Source organism: Ewingella americana ATCC 33852, assembly GCF_000735345.1.
GTDB classification, from domain to species: Bacteria; Pseudomonadota; Gammaproteobacteria; order Enterobacterales; family Enterobacteriaceae; genus Ewingella; species Ewingella americana.
The window spans coordinates 1-24128 of sequence record NZ_JMPJ01000070.1 but is presented as its reverse complement, the minus strand read 5'-3'; the positions used below and the strand labels follow the sequence as shown (position 1 = coordinate 24128).

At 51.9% G+C, this 24128-nt stretch carries 18 protein-coding genes, 4 tRNA genes and 1 riboswitch; of the genes, 7 read left to right on the top strand and 15 right to left on the bottom strand.

The window, feature by feature from the left end; genetic code table 11:
- The first annotated feature begins 53 nt into the window (after positions 1 to 53).
- Positions 54 to 181: riboswitch (TPP riboswitch) on the top strand.
- Between the two features lie 139 nt (positions 182 to 320).
- The 6 genes from thiC to thiH are packed head-to-tail and all read left to right on the top strand — an operon-like array spanning position 321 to position 5818.
- Positions 321 to 2279 carry a phosphomethylpyrimidine synthase ThiC gene (gene thiC, locus GEAM_RS19645; protein WP_034795028.1) on the top strand — a complete coding sequence of 653 codons (1959 nt, stop codon included), beginning with the start codon at positions 321 to 323 and terminating at the stop codon, positions 2277 to 2279.
- Positions 2276 to 2932, top strand: coding sequence for a thiamine phosphate synthase (thiE, locus tag GEAM_RS19640; RefSeq protein WP_034795026.1), 657 nt, complete (start codon positions 2276 to 2278; stop codon positions 2930 to 2932). Before thiC ends, thiE begins: the two co-directional genes overlap by 4 nt.
- Positions 2922 to 3671, top strand: coding sequence for a HesA/MoeB/ThiF family protein (locus GEAM_RS19635; RefSeq protein WP_034795024.1), 750 nt, complete (start codon positions 2922 to 2924; stop codon positions 3669 to 3671). The genes thiE and GEAM_RS19635 overlap by 11 nt, the downstream gene beginning before the upstream one ends.
- Positions 3668 to 3868 (top strand): sulfur carrier protein ThiS, encoded by a 201-nt coding sequence (gene thiS, locus GEAM_RS19630; protein ID WP_034795019.1) that lies wholly within the window; start codon positions 3668 to 3670, stop codon positions 3866 to 3868. Before GEAM_RS19635 ends, thiS begins: the two co-directional genes overlap by 4 nt.
- Before the next feature lies 1 nt (position 3869).
- Entirely contained in the window at positions 3870 to 4655 is a 786-nt protein-coding gene (locus tag GEAM_RS19625) for a thiazole synthase (RefSeq protein ID WP_034795017.1), read from the top strand.
- Positions 4652 to 5818 (top strand): 2-iminoacetate synthase ThiH, encoded by a 1167-nt coding sequence (thiH, locus tag GEAM_RS19620; RefSeq protein WP_034795015.1) that lies wholly within the window; start codon positions 4652 to 4654, stop codon positions 5816 to 5818. Before GEAM_RS19625 ends, thiH begins: the two co-directional genes overlap by 4 nt.
- Before the next feature lie 267 nt (positions 5819 to 6085).
- Here thiH and rpoC read toward each other — a convergent pair whose 3' ends face one another.
- The 13 genes from rpoC to GEAM_RS19555 all read right to left on the bottom strand — a co-directional run bounded on the left by rpoC (position 6086) and on the right by GEAM_RS19555 (position 20286).
- Positions 6086 to 10306, bottom strand: a complete 4221-nt coding sequence (gene rpoC, locus GEAM_RS19615; RefSeq protein ID WP_034795012.1) for a DNA-directed RNA polymerase subunit beta' — start codon at positions 10304 to 10306, stop codon at positions 6086 to 6088.
- A 91-nt stretch (positions 10307 to 10397) separates the two neighbouring features.
- Complete coding sequence (gene rpoB, locus GEAM_RS19610; protein ID WP_034795009.1) at positions 10398 to 14426, bottom strand: DNA-directed RNA polymerase subunit beta; 4029 nt, start codon at positions 14424 to 14426, stop codon at positions 10398 to 10400.
- Positions 14427 to 14757: 331 nt separating this feature from the next.
- A complete protein-coding gene (gene rplL / locus GEAM_RS19605) occupies positions 14758 to 15123 on the bottom strand; it encodes a 50S ribosomal protein L7/L12 (RefSeq protein WP_034795006.1) in 366 nt (121 codons plus the stop codon).
- A 66-nt stretch (positions 15124 to 15189) separates the two neighbouring features.
- Positions 15190 to 15687, bottom strand: a complete 498-nt coding sequence (gene rplJ, locus GEAM_RS19600; RefSeq protein WP_034795004.1) for a 50S ribosomal protein L10 — start codon at positions 15685 to 15687, stop codon at positions 15190 to 15192.
- A 357-nt stretch (positions 15688 to 16044) separates the two neighbouring features.
- On the bottom strand, positions 16045 to 16749 hold the full coding sequence (rplA, locus tag GEAM_RS19595; protein WP_034795001.1) for a 50S ribosomal protein L1: 705 nt from the start codon (positions 16747 to 16749) through the stop codon (positions 16045 to 16047).
- Between the two features lie 3 nt (positions 16750 to 16752).
- A complete protein-coding gene (gene rplK / locus GEAM_RS19590; RefSeq protein WP_034794998.1) occupies positions 16753 to 17181 on the bottom strand; it encodes a 50S ribosomal protein L11 in 429 nt (142 codons plus the stop codon).
- A 161-nt stretch (positions 17182 to 17342) separates the two neighbouring features.
- The gene (gene nusG / locus GEAM_RS19585; RefSeq protein WP_009639145.1) at positions 17343 to 17888 is read right to left on the bottom strand and encodes a transcription termination/antitermination protein NusG; all 546 of its coding nucleotides are present in this window, start codon (positions 17886 to 17888) and stop codon (positions 17343 to 17345) included.
- Positions 17889 to 18272, bottom strand: coding sequence for a preprotein translocase subunit SecE (gene secE / locus GEAM_RS19580; protein WP_034794996.1), 384 nt, complete (start codon positions 18270 to 18272; stop codon positions 17889 to 17891).
- A 252-nt stretch (positions 18273 to 18524) separates the two neighbouring features.
- On the bottom strand, positions 18525 to 19709 hold the full coding sequence (gene tuf, locus GEAM_RS19575) for an elongation factor Tu (RefSeq protein ID WP_034794993.1): 1185 nt from the start codon (positions 19707 to 19709) through the stop codon (positions 18525 to 18527).
- Positions 19710 to 19819: 110 nt separating this feature from the next.
- Positions 19820 to 19895: transfer RNA gene (locus GEAM_RS19570), tRNA-Thr, on the bottom strand.
- Positions 19896 to 19902: 7 nt separating this feature from the next.
- Positions 19903 to 19977 (bottom strand) — tRNA-Gly (locus GEAM_RS19565).
- A gap of 130 nt (positions 19978 to 20107) precedes the next feature.
- Positions 20108 to 20192 (bottom strand) — tRNA-Tyr (locus GEAM_RS19560).
- A gap of 18 nt (positions 20193 to 20210) precedes the next feature.
- Positions 20211 to 20286, bottom strand: a tRNA-Thr gene (locus GEAM_RS19555).
- Between the two features lie 494 nt (positions 20287 to 20780).
- On the opposite strand from GEAM_RS19555, the gene coaA reads away from it, so the two are divergent.
- Complete coding sequence (coaA, locus tag GEAM_RS19550) at positions 20781 to 21731, top strand: type I pantothenate kinase (protein ID WP_034794989.1); 951 nt, start codon at positions 20781 to 20783, stop codon at positions 21729 to 21731.
- 49 nt (positions 21732 to 21780) lie between these two features.
- Here coaA and birA read toward each other — a convergent pair whose 3' ends face one another.
- Positions 21781 to 22740, bottom strand: a complete 960-nt coding sequence (gene birA / locus GEAM_RS19545; RefSeq protein WP_034794987.1) for a bifunctional biotin--[acetyl-CoA-carboxylase] ligase/biotin operon repressor BirA — start codon at positions 22738 to 22740, stop codon at positions 21781 to 21783.
- Positions 22737 to 23774 (bottom strand): UDP-N-acetylmuramate dehydrogenase, encoded by a 1038-nt coding sequence (gene murB, locus GEAM_RS19540; RefSeq protein WP_034794984.1) that lies wholly within the window; start codon positions 23772 to 23774, stop codon positions 22737 to 22739. The genes birA and murB overlap by 4 nt, the downstream gene beginning before the upstream one ends.
- Positions 23775 to 24128 lie beyond the last annotated feature (354 nt).

The following is a 24128-nucleotide window of genomic DNA, read 5'->3' as shown; positions in this document are numbered from 1 at the left end:
GCATTAAATAACCCTATCCGGGTTGTAGTTTATTTTTCGGCCCCCTATATTGGGGCTTCTTGTCGGAGTGCCTAGCGCATGATGTTCCTCACGGACGTTACGCCAGGCTGAGACCGTTAATTCGGGATCCGCGGAACCTGATCGGGTTAATACCCGCGAAGGGAACAAGAGTAATGTCATGCGTTTAGCCTCATTTCGGCCCTGCATCGCCACGGCCTTTGGCGGCTAAATCGACCGTTTTTACTCCTGCCGTAAACCTCCAGACAAGCAATTTTCCATCACGTTACGTTTTTTATCATGAAAAACACGAGGAATTTGCTATGTCGAGCACTCAGTTAAACACCCCTAAAAAGCCCGTAAACCGTCGCGAGCAGCGCGCCGAAGCCCAAGACTTTATCGACAGCCTGCAAGGCGTCGCCTTCCCAAACTCCAAGCGTATTTATCTGCAAGGCGAGCGCGCCGACGTGCGCGTGCCGATGCGTGAGATCCAACTCAGCCCGACGCTCATCAGCGGCACCAAAGACAACCCGCGCTATGAGGAAAATGAGGCCATTCCGGTGTATGACACCGCCGGGCCATATGGCGACCCAGAGGCGTCGATTGATGTCCACGCCGGTCTGGAGAAGCTGCGCGCAGGCTGGATTGCTTCGCGCAACGATACCGAAGAGCTGCCGCAGGTGAGTTCTGGCTTTACCCAGCAGCGTCTGGCCGATGACGGGCTGGACCACTTGCGCTTCGAGCATCTGCCTCGCCCGCGCAAGGCACTGGCCGGTAAAAACGTCACCCAGCTGCACTATGCCCGCAAGGGGATAATCACCCCTGAGATGGAGTTCATCGCCATCCGCGAAAACATGGGCCGCGAGCGAATTCGCGGTGAAGTGCTGCGCCAGCAGCATCCGGGCGAGAGCTTTGGTGCTCACCTGCCTGCCAATATCACGCCGGAATTTGTGCGTCAGGAAGTGGCCGCTGGCCGGGCGATTATCCCCGCCAACATCAACCATCCAGAATCCGAACCGATGATTATCGGCCGTAACTTCTTGGTGAAAGTGAATGCCAATATCGGCAACTCGGCGGTGACCTCCTCTATCGAAGAGGAAGTGGAAAAGCTGGTGTGGTCTACCCGCTGGGGCGCGGATACCGTGATGGACTTGTCCACTGGCCGCTATATCCACGAAACCCGCGAATGGATTTTGCGTAACAGCCCGGTGCCTATTGGCACTGTGCCAATTTACCAAGCCTTGGAAAAAGTGAACGGTATTGCCGAAGACCTGAACTGGGAAATGTTCCGCGACACCCTGCTGGAGCAGGCGGAGCAAGGCGTTGACTACTTCACCATCCACGCGGGCGTGCTGCTGCGCTACGTGCCGATGACCGCCAAACGCCTGACCGGCATTGTGTCGCGCGGCGGCTCAATCATGGCGAAATGGTGCCTGTCGCACCATAAAGAGAGCTTCCTGTTTGAGCATTTCCGCGAAATTTGTGAAATCTGCGCCGCCTATGACGTCTCCCTGTCGCTGGGTGACGGCCTGCGTCCGGGTTCTATTCAAGATGCCAATGACGAAGCCCAGTTCGCCGAGCTGCGCACCTTGGGTGAGCTGACCAAAATCGCTTGGGAATATGATGTTCAGGTGATGATTGAAGGGCCGGGCCACGTGCCAATGCAGATGATCCGCCGCAACATGACTGAAGAGCTGGAGCACTGCCACGAGGCGCCGTTCTACACGCTGGGGCCACTGACCACCGACATTGCGCCGGGCTATGACCACTTCACCTCGGGTATCGGGGCGGCGATGATCGGCTGGTTCGGCTGCGCCATGCTGTGTTACGTCACGCCGAAAGAGCACCTCGGCCTGCCGAACAAAGAGGACGTGAAGCAGGGGTTGATCACCTACAAGATTGCCGCCCACGCGGCGGATCTGGCGAAAGGCCATCCGGGCGCGCAGATCCGCGATAACGCCATGTCCAAGGCGCGTTTTGAATTCCGCTGGGAAGATCAGTTCAATTTGGCTCTCGATCCGGCTACGGCACGGGCTTACCACGACGAAACCCTGCCGCAGGAGTCAGGCAAAGTCGCTCACTTCTGCTCAATGTGCGGTCCGAAATTCTGCTCGATGAAAATTACCCAAGAAGTGCGCGATTACGCGGCCACCTTGGAAACTCAGGCACAGCCTATCGAGATTGTGCAAACCGGCATGGCGCAAATGTCCTCTGAGTTCCGTTCACGCGGCAGCGAGCTTTACCACCCGGCCGACAGCTTCAGCGCGGAGGCCGGCAAATGAGCGCGATAACCCACGCCTTCCCCGCCGCCCCTTTCCGTCTGGGACTATACCCGGTGGTAGACAGCGTTGAATGGATCGCCCGCCTGCTGGAGGCAGGCGTTAAAACTATTCAGTTGCGTGTCAAAGACCTGCCCGACGAGGAGGTCGAACCGGCCATCATTCAGTCCATTGCCTTGGGGCATCAGCATCAGGCGCAGCTGTTTATTAATGACTATTGGCGTCTGGCGGTGAAGCATCGGGCCTACGGCGTGCATCTCGGGCAGGAAGATCTCGATACTGCCGACCTTGCGGCAATTCACGCCGCCGGGCTACGTCTGGGCGTTTCAACTCACGACGATGCCGAGCTGGCGCGCGCGGTGGCAGTGAAGCCTTCTTATATCGCCCTCGGCCATATTTTCCCGACGCAAACCAAAGAGATGCCTTCCGCGCCGCAGGGATTGCAAGAGCTGGAGCGTCACATCAAGCAGCTCGACGGTAGCTTCCCGACCGTGGCGATTGGCGGTATCAGCATCGACAAAGCGCCGTCGGTGTTAGCCACCGGTGTCGGCAGCATCGCGGTGGTCAGCGCCATTACGCAGGCGGCGGACTGGCGCAAGGCGACGGCGGAACTTCTGGCTCTCTGCGCCAGTGAAGAGGCAGATAATGCTCAATGATCAATCATTTATGCGTTACAGCCGCCAGCTGCTGCTCGAGGAGTTTGGTCCCGACGGGCAGGAGAAAATAGACGCCGCCAAGGTGCTGATTGTCGGCCTTGGCGGGCTAGGCTCTCCCGCCTCGCTCTACCTTGCGGCGGCTGGCGTCGGCAAACTGACGCTGGCGGATGACGACTCACTGCATATTTCGAATTTGCAGCGGCAGGTTATCTATCGCAGCGCCGACGTGGACAAGCCCAAGGCGGCTGTTGCCAAGCGCGAGTTGCTCAGGCTGAACCCGGAGTGTGAAATCGTGGCAATCGAGCAGCGGCTGGAGGGTGAAACCCTCACCGAGGCCGTGCGTGCTGCGGATCTGGTACTGGATTGCAGCGACAACATGGCCACTCGCCACGCCATCAATCAGGCCTGCGTTGAGAATAACAAAACCTTGATTAGCGGCAGCGCGGTGGGCTTCAGCGGCCAGCTATTGGTGCTCGAACCGCCTTATTCTCACGGCTGCTATGCCTGCCTCTACCCTGACCACCACACGCCGGTGCGCAATTGTCGCACCGCCGGGGTACTCGGCCCGGTAGTCGGAGTGATTGGCACGCTGCAAGCCTTAGAAGCCTTGAAAATTATCGCCGGGCTCGGCAGTTCGCTGAGCGGAAAGTTACGACTATTCGACGGCAAACAGCAGAGCTGGCGGACAGCCCAACTCACGCGCTCAGACATCTGCGCGGTATGTGGAGCTAAACCGTGAAGCTGATGATTAATGACGAACTTCACCATTTCGCCGCGCCTCTCACCCTGCTGGACCTGCTCGAACAGCTGAATCACTCGCTGGAGGGCAGCGCGCTGGCGGTTAATCAGGTGATTATTCCTCGCCACAACTGGTCTTCGCACCCGTTGGCCGACGGCGACCATATCTTGCTGTTTCAGGCCATCGCTGGAGGATGACATGTTAAAGATTGCTGATACGACTTTTACCTCACGCCTGTTTATCGGAACCGGAAAGTTCGCCAGCGCGTCGCTGATGCAGCAAGCCCTTGCCGCGTCAGGCTCGCAGCTGGTGACCATGGCGATGAAGCGCGTGGACCTGCGCCGCGGCGGCGACGATATTCTCGCGCCGCTGCAAAAGCTCGGCGTCAAGCTGCTGCCGAACACCTCGGGGGCGAAAACGGCTGAAGAGGCGATTTTCGCCGCCCAGCTGGCGCGAGAAGCGCTGGGCACTCATTGGGTGAAACTGGAAATTCACCCGGATGTGAAATACCTGCTGCCGGATGCCATAGAAACCCTGAAAGCGGCAGAAACACTGGTAAAACAAGGCTTTGTGGTGCTGCCTTACTGCGGTGCAGACCCGGTGTTGTGCAAACGTTTAGAAGAAGTGGGCTGCGCGGCGGTCATGCCGCTCGGCGCGCCAATTGGCTCCAATCAGGGCTTACTCACCCGCGAGTTCCTGCAAATCATCATCGAACAGGCCCGCGTGCCGGTGATTGTGGATGCTGGAATTGGTACGCCAAGTCAGGCGGCGGATGCCTTGGAAATCGGCGCGGACGCGGTGTTGGTCAATACGGCAATTGCCGTCGCAGGCGACCCTGTCGCCATGGCGCAGGCTTTCAAACTCGCGGTAGAAGCTGGCACGCTTGCCCGCCACAGCGGCCTCGGCGGCAAACACCGCACGGCGTCGGCCTCCAGCCCGCTCACCGGATTCCTGTCTGCTTCGGCGGAGAGTGCCGCATCATGAGTACTTTCACGCAAGTCTGGGAAACCCTCGACTGGGATGACCTGTCGCTGCGGATTAATAGTAAAACGGCTGGCGATGTCGAACGTGCGCTCGGCAAGGTGAAAATCAGCCGCGATGACTTTATGGCGCTGATCTCCCCCGCCGCGCTGCCCTATCTCGAGCAGATGGCGCAAAAGGCGCAGGCGCTGACCCGTCAACGCTTCGGCAACACGGTGAATTTCTTCGCCCCGCTCTACTTATCTAATCTTTGCGCCAACGAATGCACCTACTGCGGCTTCTCGATGAGCAACCGCATCAAGCGCAAAACCTTGGATGAAGAGGAAATTGACCGCGAGTGTGATGCCTTAAACATTCTAGGTTTCAAGCACCTGCTGCTGGTAACGGGGGAGCATAAAACCAAAGTGGGCATGGACTACTTCCGCCAGCATATCCCGGCGATCCGCAAGAAATTCGACTCCCTGATGATTGAGGTCCAGCCGCTGTCGCAGGATGAATATGCTGAGCTGAAAACGCTGGGGTTGGACGGCGTGCTGGTGTATCAGGAAACTTATCATGCGCCGACCTACGCCTTGCATCACCTGCGCGGGCAGAAGCAGGACTTTTTCTGGCGGCTGGAAACGCCGGACAGGCTAGGCCGAGCAGGTGTGGATAAAATCGGACTGGGCGCGCTTTTCGGCCTCTCCAACAACTGGCGCACTGACAGCTATATGGTGGCGGAGCATTTGTTCTATCTGCAACAAACTTACTGGCAGACGCGCTACTCCGTGGCTTTCCCACGTCTGCGCCCCTGTGCGGGAGGCATAGAGCCCGCGTCGATCCTTGAAGAGAATCAGCTGGTGCAGTTGATCTGCGCTTTCAGGCTATTTGCGCCGGATGTCGAGCTTTCGCTTTCCACGCGTGAATCGCCTTACTTTCGCGATCACGTGGTGCCGCTGGCGATCAACACGGTCAGCGCAGGATCTAAGACTCAGCCCGGCGGCTATGCCGATGATGACCATCCCGAGCTGGAGCAGTTTGCTCCGCACGATAACCGTTCGCCAAAACGCGTGGCCGAAGCCCTGACACTGGCTGGGTTGCAGCCGGTGTGGAAAGATTGGGACAGTTTCCTTGGACGCGCCTCGCAACAAAATGCTGATTCGCTGAAAGCTAAAACTATTATCTGAATAGGGATCGGCGGGCTGAACACTGGCCCTCGCCGATAAAAGTGGCAGAGGATAAGGTGTCTTTGCCGCGACAATCGTGCCGTGGCCGGAGCCACCGACCCCGGCTCCGCCTCCCAAATGCCGCCCTGAACTGGCCTCATCCCCGGTTGAGGGCGGAACCTCTTTGCCCCGCCACCCGCCAATTCTTCTTCACGATTTCACTTTCAATAGGCAAAAAAAAACCGCCCCCGAAGGAGCGGTTTTCACGCAGTCTGCTATCAAAAACGATTACTCGTCGTTGTTACCAAAACCGGCGTTCAGCAATTCAGCCAAGTTAGCCGTTGCTTCGTCCGCGCTAACCTGCGGAACAACAGGCACTTCGCCCTGTGCTTTACGGCGAGCACGATCCTGATGATAAGCGTAACCGGTACCGGCTGGGATCAGACGGCCAACGATGACGTTTTCTTTCAGGCCACGCAGTTCATCACGTTTACCCGCAACAGCGGCTTCGGTAAGAACGCGCGTCGTTTCCTGGAACGATGCAGCGGAGATGAAGGACTCGGTCGCCAAGGATGCCTTGGTGATACCCAGCAGGTCACGGGTGTAAGTTGCCGTGATTTTGCCTTCAGCTTCCAACTGACGGTTAGCGATTTTAACGCGAGACATTTCTGCCTGCTCGCCTTCCAGGAAGTCGGTGCCACCAGCGCTAACGATGGTGCCTTTACGCAACATCTGACGAACGATAACTTCGATGTGTTTATCGTTAATCTTAACGCCTTGCAGACGGTAAACTTCCTGCACTTCGTTGGTGATGTAACGGGTAACCGCATGAACACCACGTAAACGCAGAATGTCGTGTGGAGATTCTGGGCCGTCAGATACAACGTCACCACGTTCCACAACTTCGCCTTCGAACACGTTCAGCTGACGCCATTTCGGGATCATTTCTTCGTAAGCATCGCTGCCATCCAACGGAGAAATTACCAGACGACGTTTGCCTTTGGTCTCTTTACCGAAGGAGATGATCCCGCTGATTTCAGCAAGGATTGCAGGCTCTTTCGGACGACGCGCTTCGAACAAGTCAGCAACGCGTGGCAGACCACCGGTGATGTCCTTGGTACCGCCGGATTCCTGAGGAATACGCGCCAAGGTGTCACCTGGGTGAATCTGAGTACCATCTTCCAGCTGTACAATTGCTTTACCTGGCAGGAAGTATTGAGCAGGCATATCAGTACCTGGGATCAATACGTCGTCGCCTTTGGCGTCAACAATTTTCAGTGCCGGACGCAGGTCTTTACCGCTACCAGTACGCTCTGCAGAATCCAGAACAACCAGTGAAGACAAACCAGTCAAATCATCGGTCTGACGGGTAATGGTCTGGGTATCAACCATATCAGCGAAACGAATGAAACCGCCCACTTCACTGATTACTGGCATGGTGTGCGGATCCCAGTTAGCCACGGTTTCGCCGCCGTTAACTGCCTGACCGTCACCTTTGCCCATGATGGAACCGTAAGGCACTTTATAGCTTTCTTTGGTACGACCAAATTCGTCGATCAATTTCAGCTCGGTGTTACGAGAAGTGATAACCAGTTTGCCGTTAGCGTTAGTAACGTGCTTGTGGTTGCTCAGCTTAATCGTACCGGTGTTTTTCACCTGAATGCTGGATTCTGCTGCCGCACGAGATGCCGCACCACCGATGTGGAACGTACGCATCGTCAGCTGAGTACCCGGCTCACCGATGGACTGTGCTGCGATAACACCTACTGCTTCACCTTTGTTGATGATGTGACCACGTGCTAGGTCGCGACCGTAGCAGTTTGCACACACACCAAAATCGGTTTCACAGCTTACGACTGAACGTACTTTCACGCTGTCGACTGAGTTCTCTTCTAACAGATCACACGTCTTCTCGTGAAGCAGGGTGTTACGTGGAACCAGAATATCCGCCGTACCCGGCTTAAGGATATCTTCAGCAGTTACACGACCCAGAACGCGTTCGCGCAGTGGTTCTTTAACGTCGCCACCTTCGATGACCGGAGTCATCATGATGCCTTCGTGAGTACCACAGTCGTCTTCGGTCACTACCAGGTCCTGTGCCACGTCAACCAGACGACGGGTCAGATAACCGGAGTTCGCAGTTTTCAATGCTGTATCCGCCAAACCTTTACGAGCACCGTGGGTCGAGATGAAGTACTGGAGTACGTTCAGACCTTCACGGAAGTTCGCGGTGATTGGCGTTTCAATGATGGAACCATCCGGCTTAGCCATCAGGCCACGCATACCGGCCAGCTGACGAATCTGTGCAGCGGAACCACGCGCACCGGAGTCGGCCATCATAAAGATGCTGTTGAAGGAAACCTGCTGCTCAACAACACCGTCACGGTTGACGACGTCTTCAACAGACAAGTTTTCCATCATTGCCTTAGCAACACGTTCGTTCGCTGCGGCCCAGATATCGATCACTTTGTTGTAGCGTTCGCCAGCGGTTACCAGACCAGACTGGAACTGCTCCTGGATCTCAGCAACTTCGGTTTCTGCTTCTTCGATGATCTCTGCTTTCTTAGCAGGGATAACCATGTCATCGATACCTACTGACGCGCCTGAACGAGCAGCGTAAGCAAAACCGGTGTACATGATCTGGTCAGCAAAAATAACGGTCGGCTTCAGGCCCAAAATGCGGTAACAGGTGTTCAGCATTTTGGAGATAGCTTTTTTACCCAACGGCTGGTTAACGATAGAGAACGGCAGACCTTTAGGTACGATCATCCACAGGATCGCACGGCCAATCGTAGTATCGATAATGGTCGTTTGGTGTACAGACTCGCCTTCAGTGTTTTTGATTTCTTCTGTAATACGCACTTTGACACGCGCATGCAGAGAAGCCAGACCGGCGCGGTAAATGCGCTCAGCTTCTTTAGGGCCAGTCAGAACCATGCCTTCGCCTTTGGCGTTAACACAGTCACGGGTCATGTAGTACAGACCCAATACAACGTCCTGAGAAGGAACGATGATTGGCTCGCCGTTCGCTGGTGACAGGATGTTGTTGGTAGACATCATCAACGCACGCGCTTCCAGCTGGGCTTCCAGCGTCAACGGTACGTGAACAGCCATTTGGTCACCATCGAAGTCGGCGTTATATGCCGCACAAACCAGCGGGTGCAGCTGGATTGCTTTACCTTCGATCAGAACCGGTTCAAACGCCTGGATACCCAAACGGTGCAGGGTTGGTGCACGGTTCAGCAGTACCGGGTGTTCGCGGATAACTTCGTCCAGGATGTCCCAAACGACAGCTTCTTCGCGCTCAACCATTTTCTTAGCAGCTTTGATGGTGGTCGCGAGGCCACGCAGTTCCAGCTTGCCGTAGATGAACGGTTTGAACAGTTCCAGAGCCATTTTCTTCGGCAGACCACACTGGTGCAGACGCAGGTATGGACCTACGGTGATAACGGAACGACCAGAGTAGTCGACACGTTTACCCAGCAAGTTCTGACGGAAACGACCTTGTTTACCTTTAATCATGTCTGCCAGAGATTTCAGCGGACGCTTGTTAGAGCCGGTGATAGCACGACCGCGACGGCCGTTATCCAGCAAAGCATCTACCGCTTCTTGCAGCATACGTTTTTCGTTACGTACGATGATGTCAGGCGCAGCCAAGTCCAGCAGGCGTTTCAGACGGTTGTTACGGTTGATAACGCGACGATACAGATCGTTCAGATCTGACGTTGCGAAACGACCGCCGTCCAACGGAACCAATGGACGCAAGTCTGGCGGCAGTACTGGCAGCACGGTCAGGATCATCCACTCTGGCTTGTTACCAGATTGAACGAACGCTTCCAGCAGCTTGATACGCTTGGTCAGCTTCTTACGCTTGGTTTCGGAGTTGGTTTCATTCAACTCTTCACGCAGCTGTTCGCACTCAGCTTCCAGATCCATGTTTTTCAACAGGGCTTGGATAGCTTCTGCGCCCATCTTGGCGTCAAATTCATCACCAAACTCTTCCAACGCGTCAAGATACTGCTCTTCAGTCAGGATCTGGCGTTTTTCGAGGTTGGTCATACCGCCCTCGATAACCACATAGGATTCGAAGTACAGTACACGTTCGATATCACGCAGTGGCATATCCAGCAGCAAACCGATGCGCGATGGCAACGATTTCAGGAACCAGATGTGTGCAGTTGGAGATGCCAGTTCGATGTGGCCCATACGCTCACGGCGTACTTTAGTCTGGGTCACTTCAACGCCGCACTTCTCACAGATCACGCCGCGATGTTTTAAACGCTTGTACTTACCGCACAGGCATTCGTAATCTTTTACTGGTCCGAAAATACGGGCACAGAAAAGGCCGTCACGTTCTGGTTTGAACGTACGGTAGTTAATGGTTTCTGGCTTCTTAACTTCACCAAAAGACCAAGAACGGATCATGTCTGGCGATGCCAGAGCAATTTTGATCGCATCAAACTCTTCGGTTTTAGTTTGCGCTTTCAGAAACTTTAGTAAGTCTTTCACGGATTGGCTCCCGTCGGGTTAGACCTGTTAGGCACCTGCTGTCTATTGATAAACAGGCAGGTGCCCCTGTGATCATTGCGAATTCGAGTACTTACTCGTCTTCCAGCTCGATGTTGATACCCAGAGAGCGGATCTCTTTCAACAGTACGTTGAAGGACTCCGGCATGCCTGGTTCCATCCGGTGATCGCCATCGACGATGTTTTTATACATCTTCGTACGGCCGTTCACGTCATCGGACTTAACAGTCAGCATCTCTTGCAGGGTATATGCGGCACCGTATGCTTCCAGTGCCCACACTTCCATCTCACCGAAGCGCTGACCACCGAACTGAGCTTTACCACCCAGCGGCTGCTGAGTAACAAGGCTATAAGAACCGGTAGAACGCGCGTGCATCTTATCGTCAACCAGGTGGTTCAGTTTCAGCATGTACATGTAGCCGACAGTAACCTGACGCTCAAACTGCTCGCCGGTACGGCCGTCAAACAGTGTGATCTGACCAGAGGTTGGGATTCCGCCCATTTCAAGCAGTTGCTTGATCTCTGTCTCTTTAGCACCGTCGAAGACTGGCGTTGCGATTGGCATGCCTTTCTTCAGGTTTTCAGCCAGACGAAGAACTTCGTCATCGCTGAAGGTGCTCAGATCCACTTTCTGACGAACATCGTCACCCAGGTCATACGCTTTCTGGATGAACTCGCGCAGCTTGGAAACTTCTTCATGTTTCTTCAGCATCGCATTGATTTTTTCACCAATGCCTTTCGCGGCCATACCCAAGTGGGTTTCCAGAATCTGACCAATGTTCATACGAGATGGAACGCCCAACGGGTTCAGTACGATGTCTACCGGCGTGCCGTTTTCATCGTAAGGCATATCTTCGATCGGGTTGATCTTGGAGATAACACCTTTGTTACCGTGACGACCAGCCATTTTGTCACCCGGCTGAATCTGACGTTTAACGGCCAGATACACTTTAACGATTTTCAGCACGCCAGGTGCCAAGTCATCGCCTTGGGTGATTTTACGACGCTTCGCTTCGAGTTTTTTCTCAAACACGGATTTCAGTTCGTCGTACTGTTCGGCCAGCTGTTCCAACTGGTTTTGTTTTTCTTCGTCGGTCAGAGACAGTTCGAGCCAACGATCGCGTGGCAATTTGCCCAGCTTATCGGCTTCAACACCGCCAGCAACCAATGCTGACTGGATACGTGCAAACAGGCCAGCTTCAAGGATCTGCAACTCTTCAGTCAGGTCTTTCTTAGCCTGCTTCAGCTGCATCTCTTCGATTTCCAACGCACGCTTGTCTTTTTCCACGCCATCGCGGGTGAAGACTTGCACGTCGATAACCGTACCTGAAACGCCGTTTGGTACACGCAGAGAAGAGTCTTTAACGTCAGACGCTTTCTCACCGAAGATAGCGCGCAACAGCTTCTCTTCTGGCGTCAGCTGGGTTTCACCTTTCGGCGTTACCTTACCAACCAGAATGTCGCCGCCGGTCACTTCAGCACCGATATAAACGATACCGGATTCATCCAGTTTAGAGAGTGCAGCTTCACCCACGTTCGGGATGTCAGCAGTGATCTCTTCAGGCCCCAGTTTGGTGTCACGGGACACACAAGCCAGTTCCTGGATATGGATGGTGGTGAAGCGGTCTTCTTGAACGACACGCTCGGAGACCAAGATGGAGTCTTCGAAGTTGTAACCGTTCCAAGGCATGAACGCGACACGCATGTTCTGACCCAGTGCCAGTTCGCCCAGATCTGTAGATGGACCATCTGCCAGCACGTCGCCGCGCTCGATTGGCTCACCCAGATTCACACATGGCATCTGGTTGATGCAGGTGTTCTGGTTAGAACGGGTGTACTTAGTCAGGTTGTAAATGTCGATACCTGCTTCGCCTGGGTACATCTCATCTTCGTTAACACGAATAACGATACGGGATGCATCCACGTATTGAACAGTACCACCACGTTTGGCTACGGCAGTAACACCGGAGTCAACCGCTACAGCACGTTCCATACCGGTACCAACCAGCGGCTTATCAGCACGCAGAGTAGGAACCGCCTGACGTTGCATGTTCGCACCCATCAATGCACGGTTGGCGTCATCGTGTTCCAAGAATGGAATCAGAGAAGCACCAACGGATACGATCTGCTGGGTAGAAACGTCCATGTAGTCAACTTGGTCGCGGCTGAACAGGCTTGATTCGCCTTTGCTACGACAAGTGACCAGGTCTTCCAGGAAGCGGCCTTCGTCATCCAAGTTGGAGTTCGCCTGAGCGATTACGAAGTTGCCTTCTTCAATGGCAGACAGATAGTTAATTTCATCAGTCACCACGCCTTCACGCACACGGCGGTAAGGGGTTTCCAGGAAACCATACTCGTTGGTCTGTGCATAAACAGACAAGGAGTTGATCAGACCGATGTTTGGACCTTCTGGCGTTTCGATTGGACATACGCGACCGTAGTGAGTCGGGTGTACGTCTCGAACTTCAAAGCCAGCACGTTCACGGGTCAAACCGCCCGGGCCCAATGCAGAGATACGACGTTTGTGCGTGATCTCAGACAACGGGTTGTTCTGGTCCATAAATTGTGACAGCTGGCTTGAGCCGAAGAACTCTTTCACCGCAGCCGAAATCGGCTTAGCGTTGATCATGTCCTGAGGCATCAGAGTGTCGAGGTCGCCAAGAGACAGACGCTCTTTAACAGCACGCTCTACACGAACCAAACCTACGCGGAATTGGTTTTCAGCCATCTCACCGACAGAACGAATACGACGGTTGCCCAAGTGGTCGATATCGTCCACTTCGCCTTGGCCGTTACGAATGCCGATCAGTTTTTTCATTACCTGAATGATGTCGTCTTTGCTCAGGATGCCTGAACCTTCGATTTCATCACGCAGCAGAGAACGGTTGAACTTCATACGACCAACAGCAGACAGGTCGTAACGATCTTCAGAGAAGAACAGGTTCTCAAACAGGCTTTCAGCAGCTTCGCGAGTTGGTGGCTCACCAGGACGCATCATGCGGTAGATCTCAACCAGTGCGCTCAAGCGATCGCTGGTTGGGTCGACGCGAATGGTCTCGGACATGTACGCGCCATGGTCGAGGTCATTGGTGAACAACGTTTCGATGGTTTTGTGACCGGATTGGCTCAGTTTAGCCAGTAAATCCAGAGACAATTCCATGTTCGCAGGAACAATCAGCTCACCGGTATTAGTGTCGATGTAGTCTTTAGCAACTACTTTTCCTGCGATGTATTCAACAGGAACTTCGATGCGCTGAATGTCGTCTTTTTCAAGCTGACGAATATGACGAGCAGTGATACGGCGGCCTTTTTCTACATAGACTTTGCCGTCAGCTTCGATATCAAAGGAAGCTGTTTCACCGCGCAGGCGCTCAGGTACCAGCTCCATCTGCAACTTGTTGTCGCGGATCTGGTAAGTCACCTTGTCAAAGAACAGGTCAAGGATCTGTTCAGTGGTGTAGTTTAATGCACGCAGAATGATGGTCGCAGGCAGTTTACGGCGACGGTCAATACGCACAAACAGGTTGTCTTTCGGGTCGAACTCGAAATCTAACCATGAACCGCGGTAAGGGATGATACGTGCGTTATAAAGCACTTTACCCGATGAGTGGGTTTTACCCTTATCGCTGTCGAAGAATACGCCCGGACTACGGTGCAGCTGAGATACGATAACCCTCTCAGTACCGTTAATCACAAAGGTACCATTTTCGGTCATGAGCGGAATTTCGCCCATATAGACTTCTTGTTCCTTGATGTCTTTGACCGTACCTTCTGGTGCTTCACGCTCGTAGATTACCAGACGCAGTTTCACGCGCAGTGGCGCGGAGAACGTCACACCACGGATCTGGCATTCTTTAACGTCGAATACAGGCTCACCAAGACGGTAGCTAACGTATTGCAGCTCAGAGTTACCGCTGTAGCTCTTGATAGGGAATACAGAACGGAATGCAGCTTCCAGACCGTACTGGCCTTCCGGATCTTGCTCGATAAACTTCTGGAACGAGTCAAGCTGGATAGAAAGGAGATATGGAATGTCCAGAACTTGTGGACGTTTACCAAAATCCTTACGAATGCGTTTTTTCTCGGTATAGGAGTAAACCATAGGGTTCCTCAGCTCGCTGATCAGTGACCCAATCTTGTCTGCCCTGAGAAGGACAGTTCATGCAACACCGTTTATGTCGACCGAAAAGCAGAGACGCTTTCCGCAATACCCGTTTCTATCACTCTTAAATCATTTCGTTGTGCGTTATCTGTGGATGAGCCACAGCAAGGGGCATCAATATATTAAGTCGTCTATAGAAAGAGATATTAGAGTAGCTCAGTGTTCAAACAGTGTGAAACACCACTGACACTCTATAGCGCAAAAAGGCTGGTGACTAAAAAGTCACCAGCCATCAGTCTGTTAGGACAGACTGTACTCCGGGAAGTTAAACTTACTTAACTTCAACAGAAGCACCAGCTTCTTCCAGAGATTTTTTCAGAGCTTCAGCGTCGTCTTTGCTGATGCCTTCTTTCAGAGCTGCTGGAGCAGACTCTACCAGGTCTTTAGCTTCTTTCAGACCCAGGCCAGTAGCGGTACGTACTGCTTTGATAACAGCAACTTTGTTAGCGCCAGCAGCAGTCAAGATAACGTCGAATTCAGTTTTCTCTTCTACAGCTTCAGCAGCAGCAGCTGGACCAGCAACGGCAGCAGCAGCAGAAACGCCGAATTTCTCTTCCATAGCGGAGATCAGTTCAACGATTTCCATTACAGACAGAGCTGCAACGCCTTCAATGATTTGTTCTTTAGTGATAGACATGTTAATTGTTCCTAGAATTCAGAAATAGTTTATACGTAAGCATTTGAACGGGAAAAGAAAGGCTGATTAAGCAGCTTCTTTCTGATCGCGTACAGCAGCCAGAGTGCGAACCAATTTGCCGGCAGCGGCTTCTTTCATGGTTGCCATCAGGCGTGCGATTGCTTCATCGTAAGTAGGCAGAGTTGCCAAGCGGTCGATTTGAGCCGCAGAGATAAACTCACCTTCAAAGGCCGCAGCTTTAACCTCGAATTTTGCATTCGCTTTAGCGAAATCTTTGAACAGACGAGCAGCAGCGCCCGGGTGTTCAGAAGAAAATGCAATCAAGGTAGGACCGACAAACGTGTCTTTCAGGCACTCGAACTGAGTACCTTCAACGACGCGACGCATCAAGGTGTTACGAACAACACGCATGTAAACGCCAGCTTCACGACCTGCTTTACGCAGTTCAGTCATTTTATCTACAGTTACGCCACGGGAATCCGCAACAACCGCAGACAGCGCGCCTTTGGCTACTTCCATGACTTCAGCAACAATCGCTTGTTTGTCTTGAAGATTTAATGCCATTAGCTTTTTGCTCCTGGATTTAGCCGGGGAAAATCCCCGGAACTCACATCACCTATAACCGAGATCGGAAATAGGCGTACAAACACGGTGAGCAGAGAATCCAGCAAAGACTATTCAAGTTCTTCATGCTTTCTTCATACAAAGTACAAATCAAGACAAAGAAAAATTTTCTTCAGGCTCTGTCACCGTCTACGCAGGAAGGATTAAGTCCCTTGCGGGACACCTGCGGTCTTGGACGGAGGCCTGGATAGGCCAGGCTCCAACCGAAAAATTCTTGGTTTCGCGTTAACGAAACAACGGGCCATAGATTCTAGACAAATCTATCGCCCGCGTAAAGCGATAAACGTCAGCAGTTAATTAGTTAACTGTTGCGCTCAGGCCGCTTTGATCAATAGCAAGACCAGCGCCCATGGTAGTGGACAGGCTTACTTTCTTGATGAAAACGCCTTTAGCCTGAGAAGGCTTCGCTTTCTTCAGTGCAACCAACAGAGCTTCCAGGTTTTCTTTCAGCTTGTCGGATTCGAAATCAACCTTACCGATAGTGGTATGGATGATACCGTTTTTGTCGTTACGGTAACGAACCTGACCTGCTTTAGCGTTCTTAACCGCTTCAGCAACGTTAGGAGTTACAGTACCAACTTTCGGGTTAGGCATCAGACCACGTGGGCCCAGAACCTGACCTAATTGACCTACAACGCGCATTGCATCTGGAGAAGCAATAACAACGTCAAAGTTCATTTCGCCTTTCTTAATCTGATCAGCCAGGTCTTCCATACCTACCAGCTCAGCGCCTGCAGCTTTAGCAGCTTCAGCGTTTGCACCTTGGGTGAAGACAGCAACGCGAACAGAACGACCGGTGCCGTTAGGCAGAACGGTAGCACCACGAACGTTTTGGTCAGATTTACGTGCATCGATACCGAGGTTAACGGCAACGTCTACACTTTCAACGAATTTAGCAGTGGCCAGCTCTTTGAGCAGAGCAACAGCTTCGTTGATGTCGTACTGTTTAGTAGCATCAACTTTGTCACGGATCACGCGCATGCGCTTGGTCAGCTTAGCCATCTATTAATCCTCCACTACCAGGCCCATGGAACGAGCAGTACCTTCGATAGAGCGCGCCATGGCCTCTACGTCAGAACCAGTCATGTCCGCAGCTTTGGTTTCTGCGATTTCACGAACCTGAGCAGTCGTTACTTTACCCACTTTGTCTTTGTTCGGCTTGCCGGAACCAGACTTGATACCAGCCGCTTTCTTCAACAGCACAGCTGCTGGAGGCGTTTTGGTAACGAAGGTGAAAGAACGGTCAGAGTAAACGGTAATTACAACAGGGATCGGCAGGCCTTTCTCAACGCTTTCAGTCTTAGCGTTGAATGCCTTACAGAATTCCATGATGTTAACACCTTGCTGACCCAGTGCCGGACCTACCGGTGGACTTGGGTTAGCCATACCAGCTGCAACTTGCAGCTTGACGTAGGCTTGTACTTTCTTGGCCATTTAAATTTCCTCAGTTGGGTAATATCGCCTGTTTGAAGAGGCTCCCCGTTATTTGCAGTACTTTTCTGTGCAGAGGCTGCACAGAAAAACAAAAGGCGCGAAATTATAGTTTAATTTCGCGCCCTGCACAACATCTGTTCGAACCGATGTTGAAAGAGTTGTTAACCCTTTTCGACCTGACCGAAGTCTAGCTCAACAGGCGTTGCACGCCCGAAGATAGAAACAGACACTTTCAGGCGGCTTTTTTCGTAATCCACTTCTTCCACAACACCGTTGAAGTCAGCGAACGGACCGTCGTTAACACGGACCAACTCACCTGGTTCAAACAGCGTTTTAGGACGTGGCTTATCGCCGACTTGTTGCAGGCGATTCATAATAGCGTCAACTTCTTTATCGCTAATAGGCGCAGGACGGTCAGAAGTACCGCCGATGAAGCCCATTACGCGAGGAACGCTACGCACTAAGTGCCAGCTGGCGTCATTCATCACCATTTGAACAAGCACATAACCTGGGAAGAATTTGCGTTCACTTTTGCGACGCTGACCACCACGGATTTCAACAACTTCTTCCGTAGGAACCATGACTTCGCCGAACAGCTCTTCCATGTCGTGCAATTTGATGTGCTCACGCAGCGATTGTGCTACGCGGCCTTCAAAGCCGGAAAACGCCTGAACGACGTACCAACGTTTTTTAGGTGCTTCAGACATTTAGAACCTCAAGCCAGTAATAAAAGATACCAAGCGAACCAGAATACCATCTAGTCCCCACAGAATCAGTGACATAACGGCAGTTACCGCAGCAACGATCAGTGTGGTATGCAATGTTTCCTGGCGCGTAGGCCAAATTACTTTACGTACTTCGGTACGCGCTTCGCGCGCAAACGCAACTGTCGCTTTGCCTTTAGTCGTCAATAATGCCACTGCACCAGCAATCGCAATGATGACAACAACTGCCAGCGCACGTAACGGCAGGCTGTATGCACGGTAATAATAGTTACCGACAATAGCTACGACCAACAAAACGGCAACAACCAACCATTTTACCGCTTCCAGGCCGCGCCCGCTCCCTTGAGCCTCGGTATTCGCACTCATAAACCAACCCGTCACAATGATTCAGAACAAACAACTTTGCCTCGCATTGCGAGGCAAACCAAACCGATCGATGCTCTACAGTGAGCGCAACTCGGTGTTTTACGCTATATCTCAGAGCCTATCTCACCAATGATTATGACGTATAAATCGCTGATGAGATAGGTTCTAGCGCCACAGCGTAGAAAAGGGCATCGAATGATGCCCTTTTAGTGTGCATTGCGTCAACGTAAAGTGACAAAAAAGTATCAGCGATTAAGCGATAACTTTAGCAACAACACCTGCACCTACAGTACGGCCACCTTCACGGATTGCGAAACGCAGACCGTCATCCATCGCGATTGGGTGGATCAGGGTAACTTTCATGTTGATGTTGTCACCTGGCATTACCATCTCTACGCCTTCTGGCAGTTCGATGGTACCGGTCACGTCAGTTGTACGGAAGTAGAACTGTGGACGGTAGCCTTTGAAGAACGGAGTATGACGGCCGCCTTCATCTTTGCTCAGGATATAAACTTCTGAGTCGAAAGTGGTGTGTGGTTTGATTGAACCTGGTTTAGCCAGAACCTGACCACGTTCGATGTCTTCACGCTTGATACCACGCAGCAGAACACCAACGTTCTCACCAGCACGGCCTTCGTCCAGCAGTTTGCGGAACATTTCAACGCCAGTACAAGTAGACTTAACAGTGTCCTTGATACCAACGATTTCAACTTCTTCGCCAACTTTGATGATACCGCGCTCTACACGACCGGTAACAACGGTACCACGACCGGAGATGGAGAATACGTCTTCGATTGGCAGCAGGAATGGCTTGTCAATCGCACGCTCTGGTTCTGGGATGTAGCTATCCAGGTGGCCAGCCAGCTCGATGATCTTAGCTTCCCACTCTGCTTCGCCTTCCAGTGCTTTCAGCGCTGAACCTTTAACAACTGGGATGTCGTCGCCTGGGAAATCGTAAGCAGACAGAAGTTCACGAACTTCCATTTCTACCAGTTCCAGCAGCTCTTCGTCATCAACCATGTCGCATTTGTTCATGAATACGATCATGAATGGAACGCCAACCTGACGACCCAACAGGATGTGCTCACGAGTCTGTGGCATAGGGCCATCAGTTGCAGCAACAACCAGGATCGCACCGTCCATCTGAGCAGCACCGGTGATCATGTTTTTCACATAGTCGGCGTGTCCTGGGCAGTCTACGTGCGCGTAGTGACGGCTTGGGGTGTCATATTCAACGTGAGAAGTGTTGATGGTGATACCACGAGCTTTTTCTTCTGGTGCGTTATCGATCTGGTCGAATGCGCGCGCAGAACCGCCGTAGGTTTTAGCCAATACGGTTGTGATTGCTGCGGTCAGGGTAGTTTTACCGTGGTCAACGTGGCCGATAGTACCAACGTTAACGTGCGGTTTTGTACGTTCAAACTTTTCTTTAGACATCGATTGTCCCTCTAAGACACGGTTAAATCGGTGGTATCACCACATCAACCAAGCATTTGCTTGATGAATTATTTTACAGAAAGAAAATCAGGAGGGAGAGAATTGGGAAGTGGTGCTGATAGGCAGATTCGAACTGCCGACCTCACCCTTACCAAGGGTGCGCTCTACCAACTGAGCTATATCAGCACATACTTGGAGCGGGCAGTGGGAATCGAACCCACATCATCAGCTTGGAAGGCTGAGGTAATAGCCATTATACGATGCCCGCATCCTGGAACTCGGCTACCTGATTGTTCTGAAGAACGAGAAGACGGGGATAAGGAAATGAGACACTTAACACCTCATCTTCACTTACGAAGCGCTTGGCTTCATAAGTTGCCTTAGTGATAAGGCTTGTTTGGTGGTGGGGGAAGGATTCGAACCTTCGAAGTCGATGACGGCAGATTTACAGTCTGCTCCCTTTGGCCGCTCGGGAACCCCACCAGATTTTAAGTACTTGATTGGTGCCGGCACCAAGAGTCGAACTCGGGACCTACTGATTACAAGTCAGTTGCTCTACCAACTGAGCTATGCCGGCATCAAGTGCTGCGCATTCTAGGGAGACTCGGCGGGGGATGCAACAAAAAATTTGCGACTTTTGCTCTATCGGTCATGTTTTATGCAAAAAGTGATAGAAATAGCTCATCCAACCCTTTTCTCGCCCAAATAATACGCAAAATAAATTTTTGGCTTTTCTCACCGCGCGACCTGCCTTGCCGCCTAAAGGTCTGAATCCCATTACCTCGCAGAATAAACAGCGGGCTTATTCACCTTTATGTTTCTTTAATCTGTATTCAATACAGAATTTTCCTTGAGATAACGCAAAGCAGCCTGCCAATCAGGATGCCAAGGTATAAAAATGCGGATTTATGACTTTAGTTGAAAATTTTTAACCCAATCAAAGAATTCGATAAGGTATAAGAAAAATGTCTACGACGAAAATTTAGCTGTCTATAATGGGCAGCTGGTTTACTGTCTGGACTTGGCGTGCGGCGCCTTTCCTGACCTGCGCTAACAGGCAGATTTTAACTTATGAACAAAAGAGACTTATCCTTGGCAACCCCTTATCTACAGTTCGACAGAGCTCAATGGGCAGCCTTACGTGACTCAGTTCCTTTAACTTTAAAGGAAACGGAGATCGCGAAATTAAAAGGCATCAATGAGGATCTATCCTTGGAGGAGGTTGCGCAAATCTATTTGCCGCTTTCACGCCTTCTTAATTTTTACATCAGTTCGAACCTTCGCCGCCAGGCAGTCTTAGAGCAGTTCTTGGGCACAGATGGTCAGAAGATCCCTTATGTCATTGGGATAGCTGGTAGTGTCGCGGTAGGAAAGAGTACCACAGCCCGTGTGCTGCAAGCTCTTCTCAGCCGCTGGCCAGAACATAGGACGGTCGAGTTAATCACCACTGACGGGTTCCTGTACCCCAATAAGACGCTGCAAGAACGTGGGATCATGAAGAAGAAAGGCTTCCCGCAATCTTATGATATGCATCAATTGGTTAACTTCGTCTCTGAAGTGAAGTCAGGCGCCAAGCGTGTGACCGCTCCGGTCTATTCTCACCTGATTTATGATGTGATCCCGGATGGCAATAAAGTCATCGAGCAGCCAGACATTCTTATTTTAGAAGGCCTGAATGTCTTACAGAGTGGTATGGATTACCCGCACGATCCCCACCATGTGTTTGTGTCTGACTTCGTAGACTTCTCGATTTACGTTGATGCCCCTGCGGACTTATTGCAGAGCTGGTATATCAACCGTTTCCTTAAATTCCGTCAGGGTGCGTTTGCCGACCCAGACTCTTATTTCCACCACTATGCGAAACTTCCTGAGGAAGAGGCGGTAAACATCGCGACGCAGCTGTGGAATGAGATCAACGGGCTGAATTTAAAAGAGAACATCCTTCCAACCCGCGAGCGAGCTAGTCTGATTATGACTAAGAGCGCCAATCACGCGGTTGAAAGCGTTCGATTAAGGAAATAAGAAAGGAGGGCAAAAGCCCTCCTTTTTAATACCATCTTCTTACTAGGTTTTACCTGCCGCGCAGTGATATCTCGCCACCGATATAAGGTTTGATCACCCCATCTTGCTCAAGCAGCAGTGCTCCCTGCTGATCAATACCGCGCTCAATGCCGTGAATTTCTTGCTCACCAATCAGCAGCTTGACCGGGCGGTCGATGAAATTGTCCAGACTGCGCCAGCGGCTAATAAACGGAGCTAACCCATCAATCTCAAACTGACGCAGCGCCAGACGCAGCTCGGTCAGTAATGTGGCGGTAAGTTGGTTGCGATCGATATTCACCCCGGCCTCTTGTAGGTTTATCCAGCCCTGATCGATGCTATCGGCAGAGGGTTCACGCATTCTCAGGTTAATGCCAGCACCAATCACCAGATGCGCCGCATCCCCGGTTTTCCCTGTCAACTCCACCAAAATACCGGCAAGTTTGCGATCTTTAAGATAGAGGTCGTTTGGCCATTTGACGCGCACATCCGCCGCGCCGAGCTTCTGGAGCACTTCGGCCATAATAATGCCGATCACCAAACTCAGCCCCATCGCAGCTGCCGGGCCCTGCTCCAGCTTCCAATACATAGAAAGGTATAAATTGGAGCCAAATGGAGAGAACCATTTCCGCCCTCTTCTCCCACGCCCTGCTTGCTGATATTCCGCAACGCAGGCATCGCCGGAGGAGAGCTTGGCGATGCGATCTAACAGATATTGGTTCGTAGAGTCGATAACCGGCAGGACGCTGACTCGGCCTTCAGGGAGGAAGGAGAGGAGCTGCGCTTCATCGAGCAATTGAATTGGTGAAGGCAGGCTATAACCTTTACCGGGCACAGTGAAGATATCAACTCCCCAGTCCCTGACTGTTTGGATGTGCTTGTTGATAGCGGCGCGACTCATGCCTAACTCTGTGCCTAACTGCTCGCCAGAGTGGAACTCGCCGTCAGAAAGGATTGAGATAAGGTGGAGAGGAACGGTGATATCTTTCATGAAAGCGCCTCAACTGCGTTGACTTCACCCAATGATGATATGAAGCGAACCTCTGGCTCTAAATACACGCCAAAACGCTCTGCGACGGTTTCACGCACCAGTTTTGCCAAAGATTGAATATCCGCGCCGGTTGCACCGTCTCGGTTTACCAACACCAAAGCTTGCTGCTGATGCACGCCTGCGCCGCCCAAGCTCGTTCCCTTCAAGCCAGCCATTTCGACTAACCAACCTGCGGCAAGCTTCACCGTGCCGTCTGCTTGTGGGTAGTAAGGCATGGCCGGATACTGGCTTTTCAGAGCATCGGCAACATTCACGTCGACAATAGGGTTCTTAAAGAAACTGCCCGCATTGCCAGTCACTTTAGGGTCCGGCAGCTTGCTACGACGCATATGACACACTGAATCAAATATTTGTTGTGGTGTTACGCTGGCAGCATCCAGACGGGTTAAATCACCGTAAGTCAGCTTAGGCTGCCAATCTTTACTCAGGCGTAATCCCACCGCGACAATCGCAAAACCTTCACGATAGCCGTGCTTGAAGATACTTTCGCGGTAGCCGAAATGGCATTCGCTGGCACTAATGCGGGTGATGTCGCCGGTTGCTAAATTCAGTAAATCGACATAATCGCAGACGTTTTGCAGCTCAATGCCGTAAGCGCCAATATTCTGAATAGGTGCCGATCCCACGCAGCCGGGGATCAGGGCTAAGTTTTCCAGACCGGGAATATTCTTTTCTAGCGTTGAGACGACTAACTGGTGCCAATTCTCACCGGCTCCAACATGCAATAACCACTCATGATCATTCTCTTTAATATCAATTCCCAGAATGCGATTCAGAACGATATCACCTGAGAAGTCATTCAAAAACAGAACGTTACTGCCCTCACCTAATAACAGGAATGGTTTATTCGCTTTATTGGAGGCAAGCCAGGCCGCTGATAATTCAGCGGGCGTCGAGGCAGTTATTATTGCGTTAGCGCTGGCGTTGATAGCAAAGGTATTTAAAGCCTTTAAAGATGTACCTTGGATCGGCATAACCTAATTACTCATTCGTTACTCAATTAAGCCCAGTTTAACTGATCCCGAGGTTTACAGCGTATAGAGTTTGGCTGTGTTTTTTTAGATAGGAAGGATCTTTAAGGAAGTTAAGGAGGAATGTATGAAGTCTTATTTGTCGTTTCCCACATAGCAAAAAACCCCAGCCTTTCGGCTGAGGTTTCTTACTTTATTTGATGCCTGGCAGGTGATGAACCACTTCGTGCTTCACCCTGCGGGCCGTTGCTACGCAACGTGCAAAAGCCAACGCCTTTTGTCCTACTCTCTTCCCGAGCAGGCAACCGCCGGAAAGCAAAAAAGCAAAAGCCCCGTACTTGCGTACGGGGCCTTGGC

Bases quoted from the DNA above. Each gene is read 5' to 3' on its own strand.
- GEAM_RS19635 (WP_034795024.1), top strand. From the start codon at position 2,922: ATGCTCAATGATCAATCATTTATGCGTTACAGCCGCCAGCTGCTGCTC.
- birA (WP_034794987.1), bottom strand. From the start codon at position 22,740: ATGAAAGATATCACCGTTCCTCTCCACCTTATCTCAATCCTTTCTGAC.
- thiC (WP_034795028.1), top strand. From the start codon at position 321: ATGTCGAGCACTCAGTTAAACACCCCTAAAAAGCCCGTAAACCGTCGC.
- thiH (WP_034795015.1), top strand. From the start codon at position 4,652: ATGAGTACTTTCACGCAAGTCTGGGAAACCCTCGACTGGGATGACCTG.
- rplJ (WP_034795004.1), bottom strand. From the start codon at position 15,687: ATGGCATTAAATCTTCAAGACAAACAAGCGATTGTTGCTGAAGTCATG.
- coaA (WP_034794989.1), top strand. From the start codon at position 20,781: ATGAACAAAAGAGACTTATCCTTGGCAACCCCTTATCTACAGTTCGAC.
- rpoB (WP_034795009.1), bottom strand. From the start codon at position 14,426: ATGGTTTACTCCTATACCGAGAAAAAACGCATTCGTAAGGATTTTGGT.
- rplK (WP_034794998.1), bottom strand. From the start codon at position 17,181: ATGGCCAAGAAAGTACAAGCCTACGTCAAGCTGCAAGTTGCAGCTGGT.
- nusG (WP_009639145.1), bottom strand. From the start codon at position 17,888: ATGTCTGAAGCACCTAAAAAACGTTGGTACGTCGTTCAGGCGTTTTCC.
- tuf (WP_034794993.1), bottom strand. From the start codon at position 19,709: ATGTCTAAAGAAAAGTTTGAACGTACAAAACCGCACGTTAACGTTGGT.
- thiE (WP_034795026.1), top strand. From the start codon at position 2,276: ATGAGCGCGATAACCCACGCCTTCCCCGCCGCCCCTTTCCGTCTGGGA.
- murB (WP_034794984.1), bottom strand. From the start codon at position 23,774: ATGCCGATCCAAGGTACATCTTTAAAGGCTTTAAATACCTTTGCTATC.
- secE (WP_034794996.1), bottom strand. From the start codon at position 18,272: ATGAGTGCGAATACCGAGGCTCAAGGGAGCGGGCGCGGCCTGGAAGCG.
- GEAM_RS19625 (WP_034795017.1), top strand. From the start codon at position 3,870: ATGTTAAAGATTGCTGATACGACTTTTACCTCACGCCTGTTTATCGGA.
- rplA (WP_034795001.1), bottom strand. From the start codon at position 16,749: ATGGCTAAGCTGACCAAGCGCATGCGCGTGATCCGTGACAAAGTTGAT.
- rplL (WP_034795006.1), bottom strand. From the start codon at position 15,123: ATGTCTATCACTAAAGAACAAATCATTGAAGGCGTTGCAGCTCTGTCT.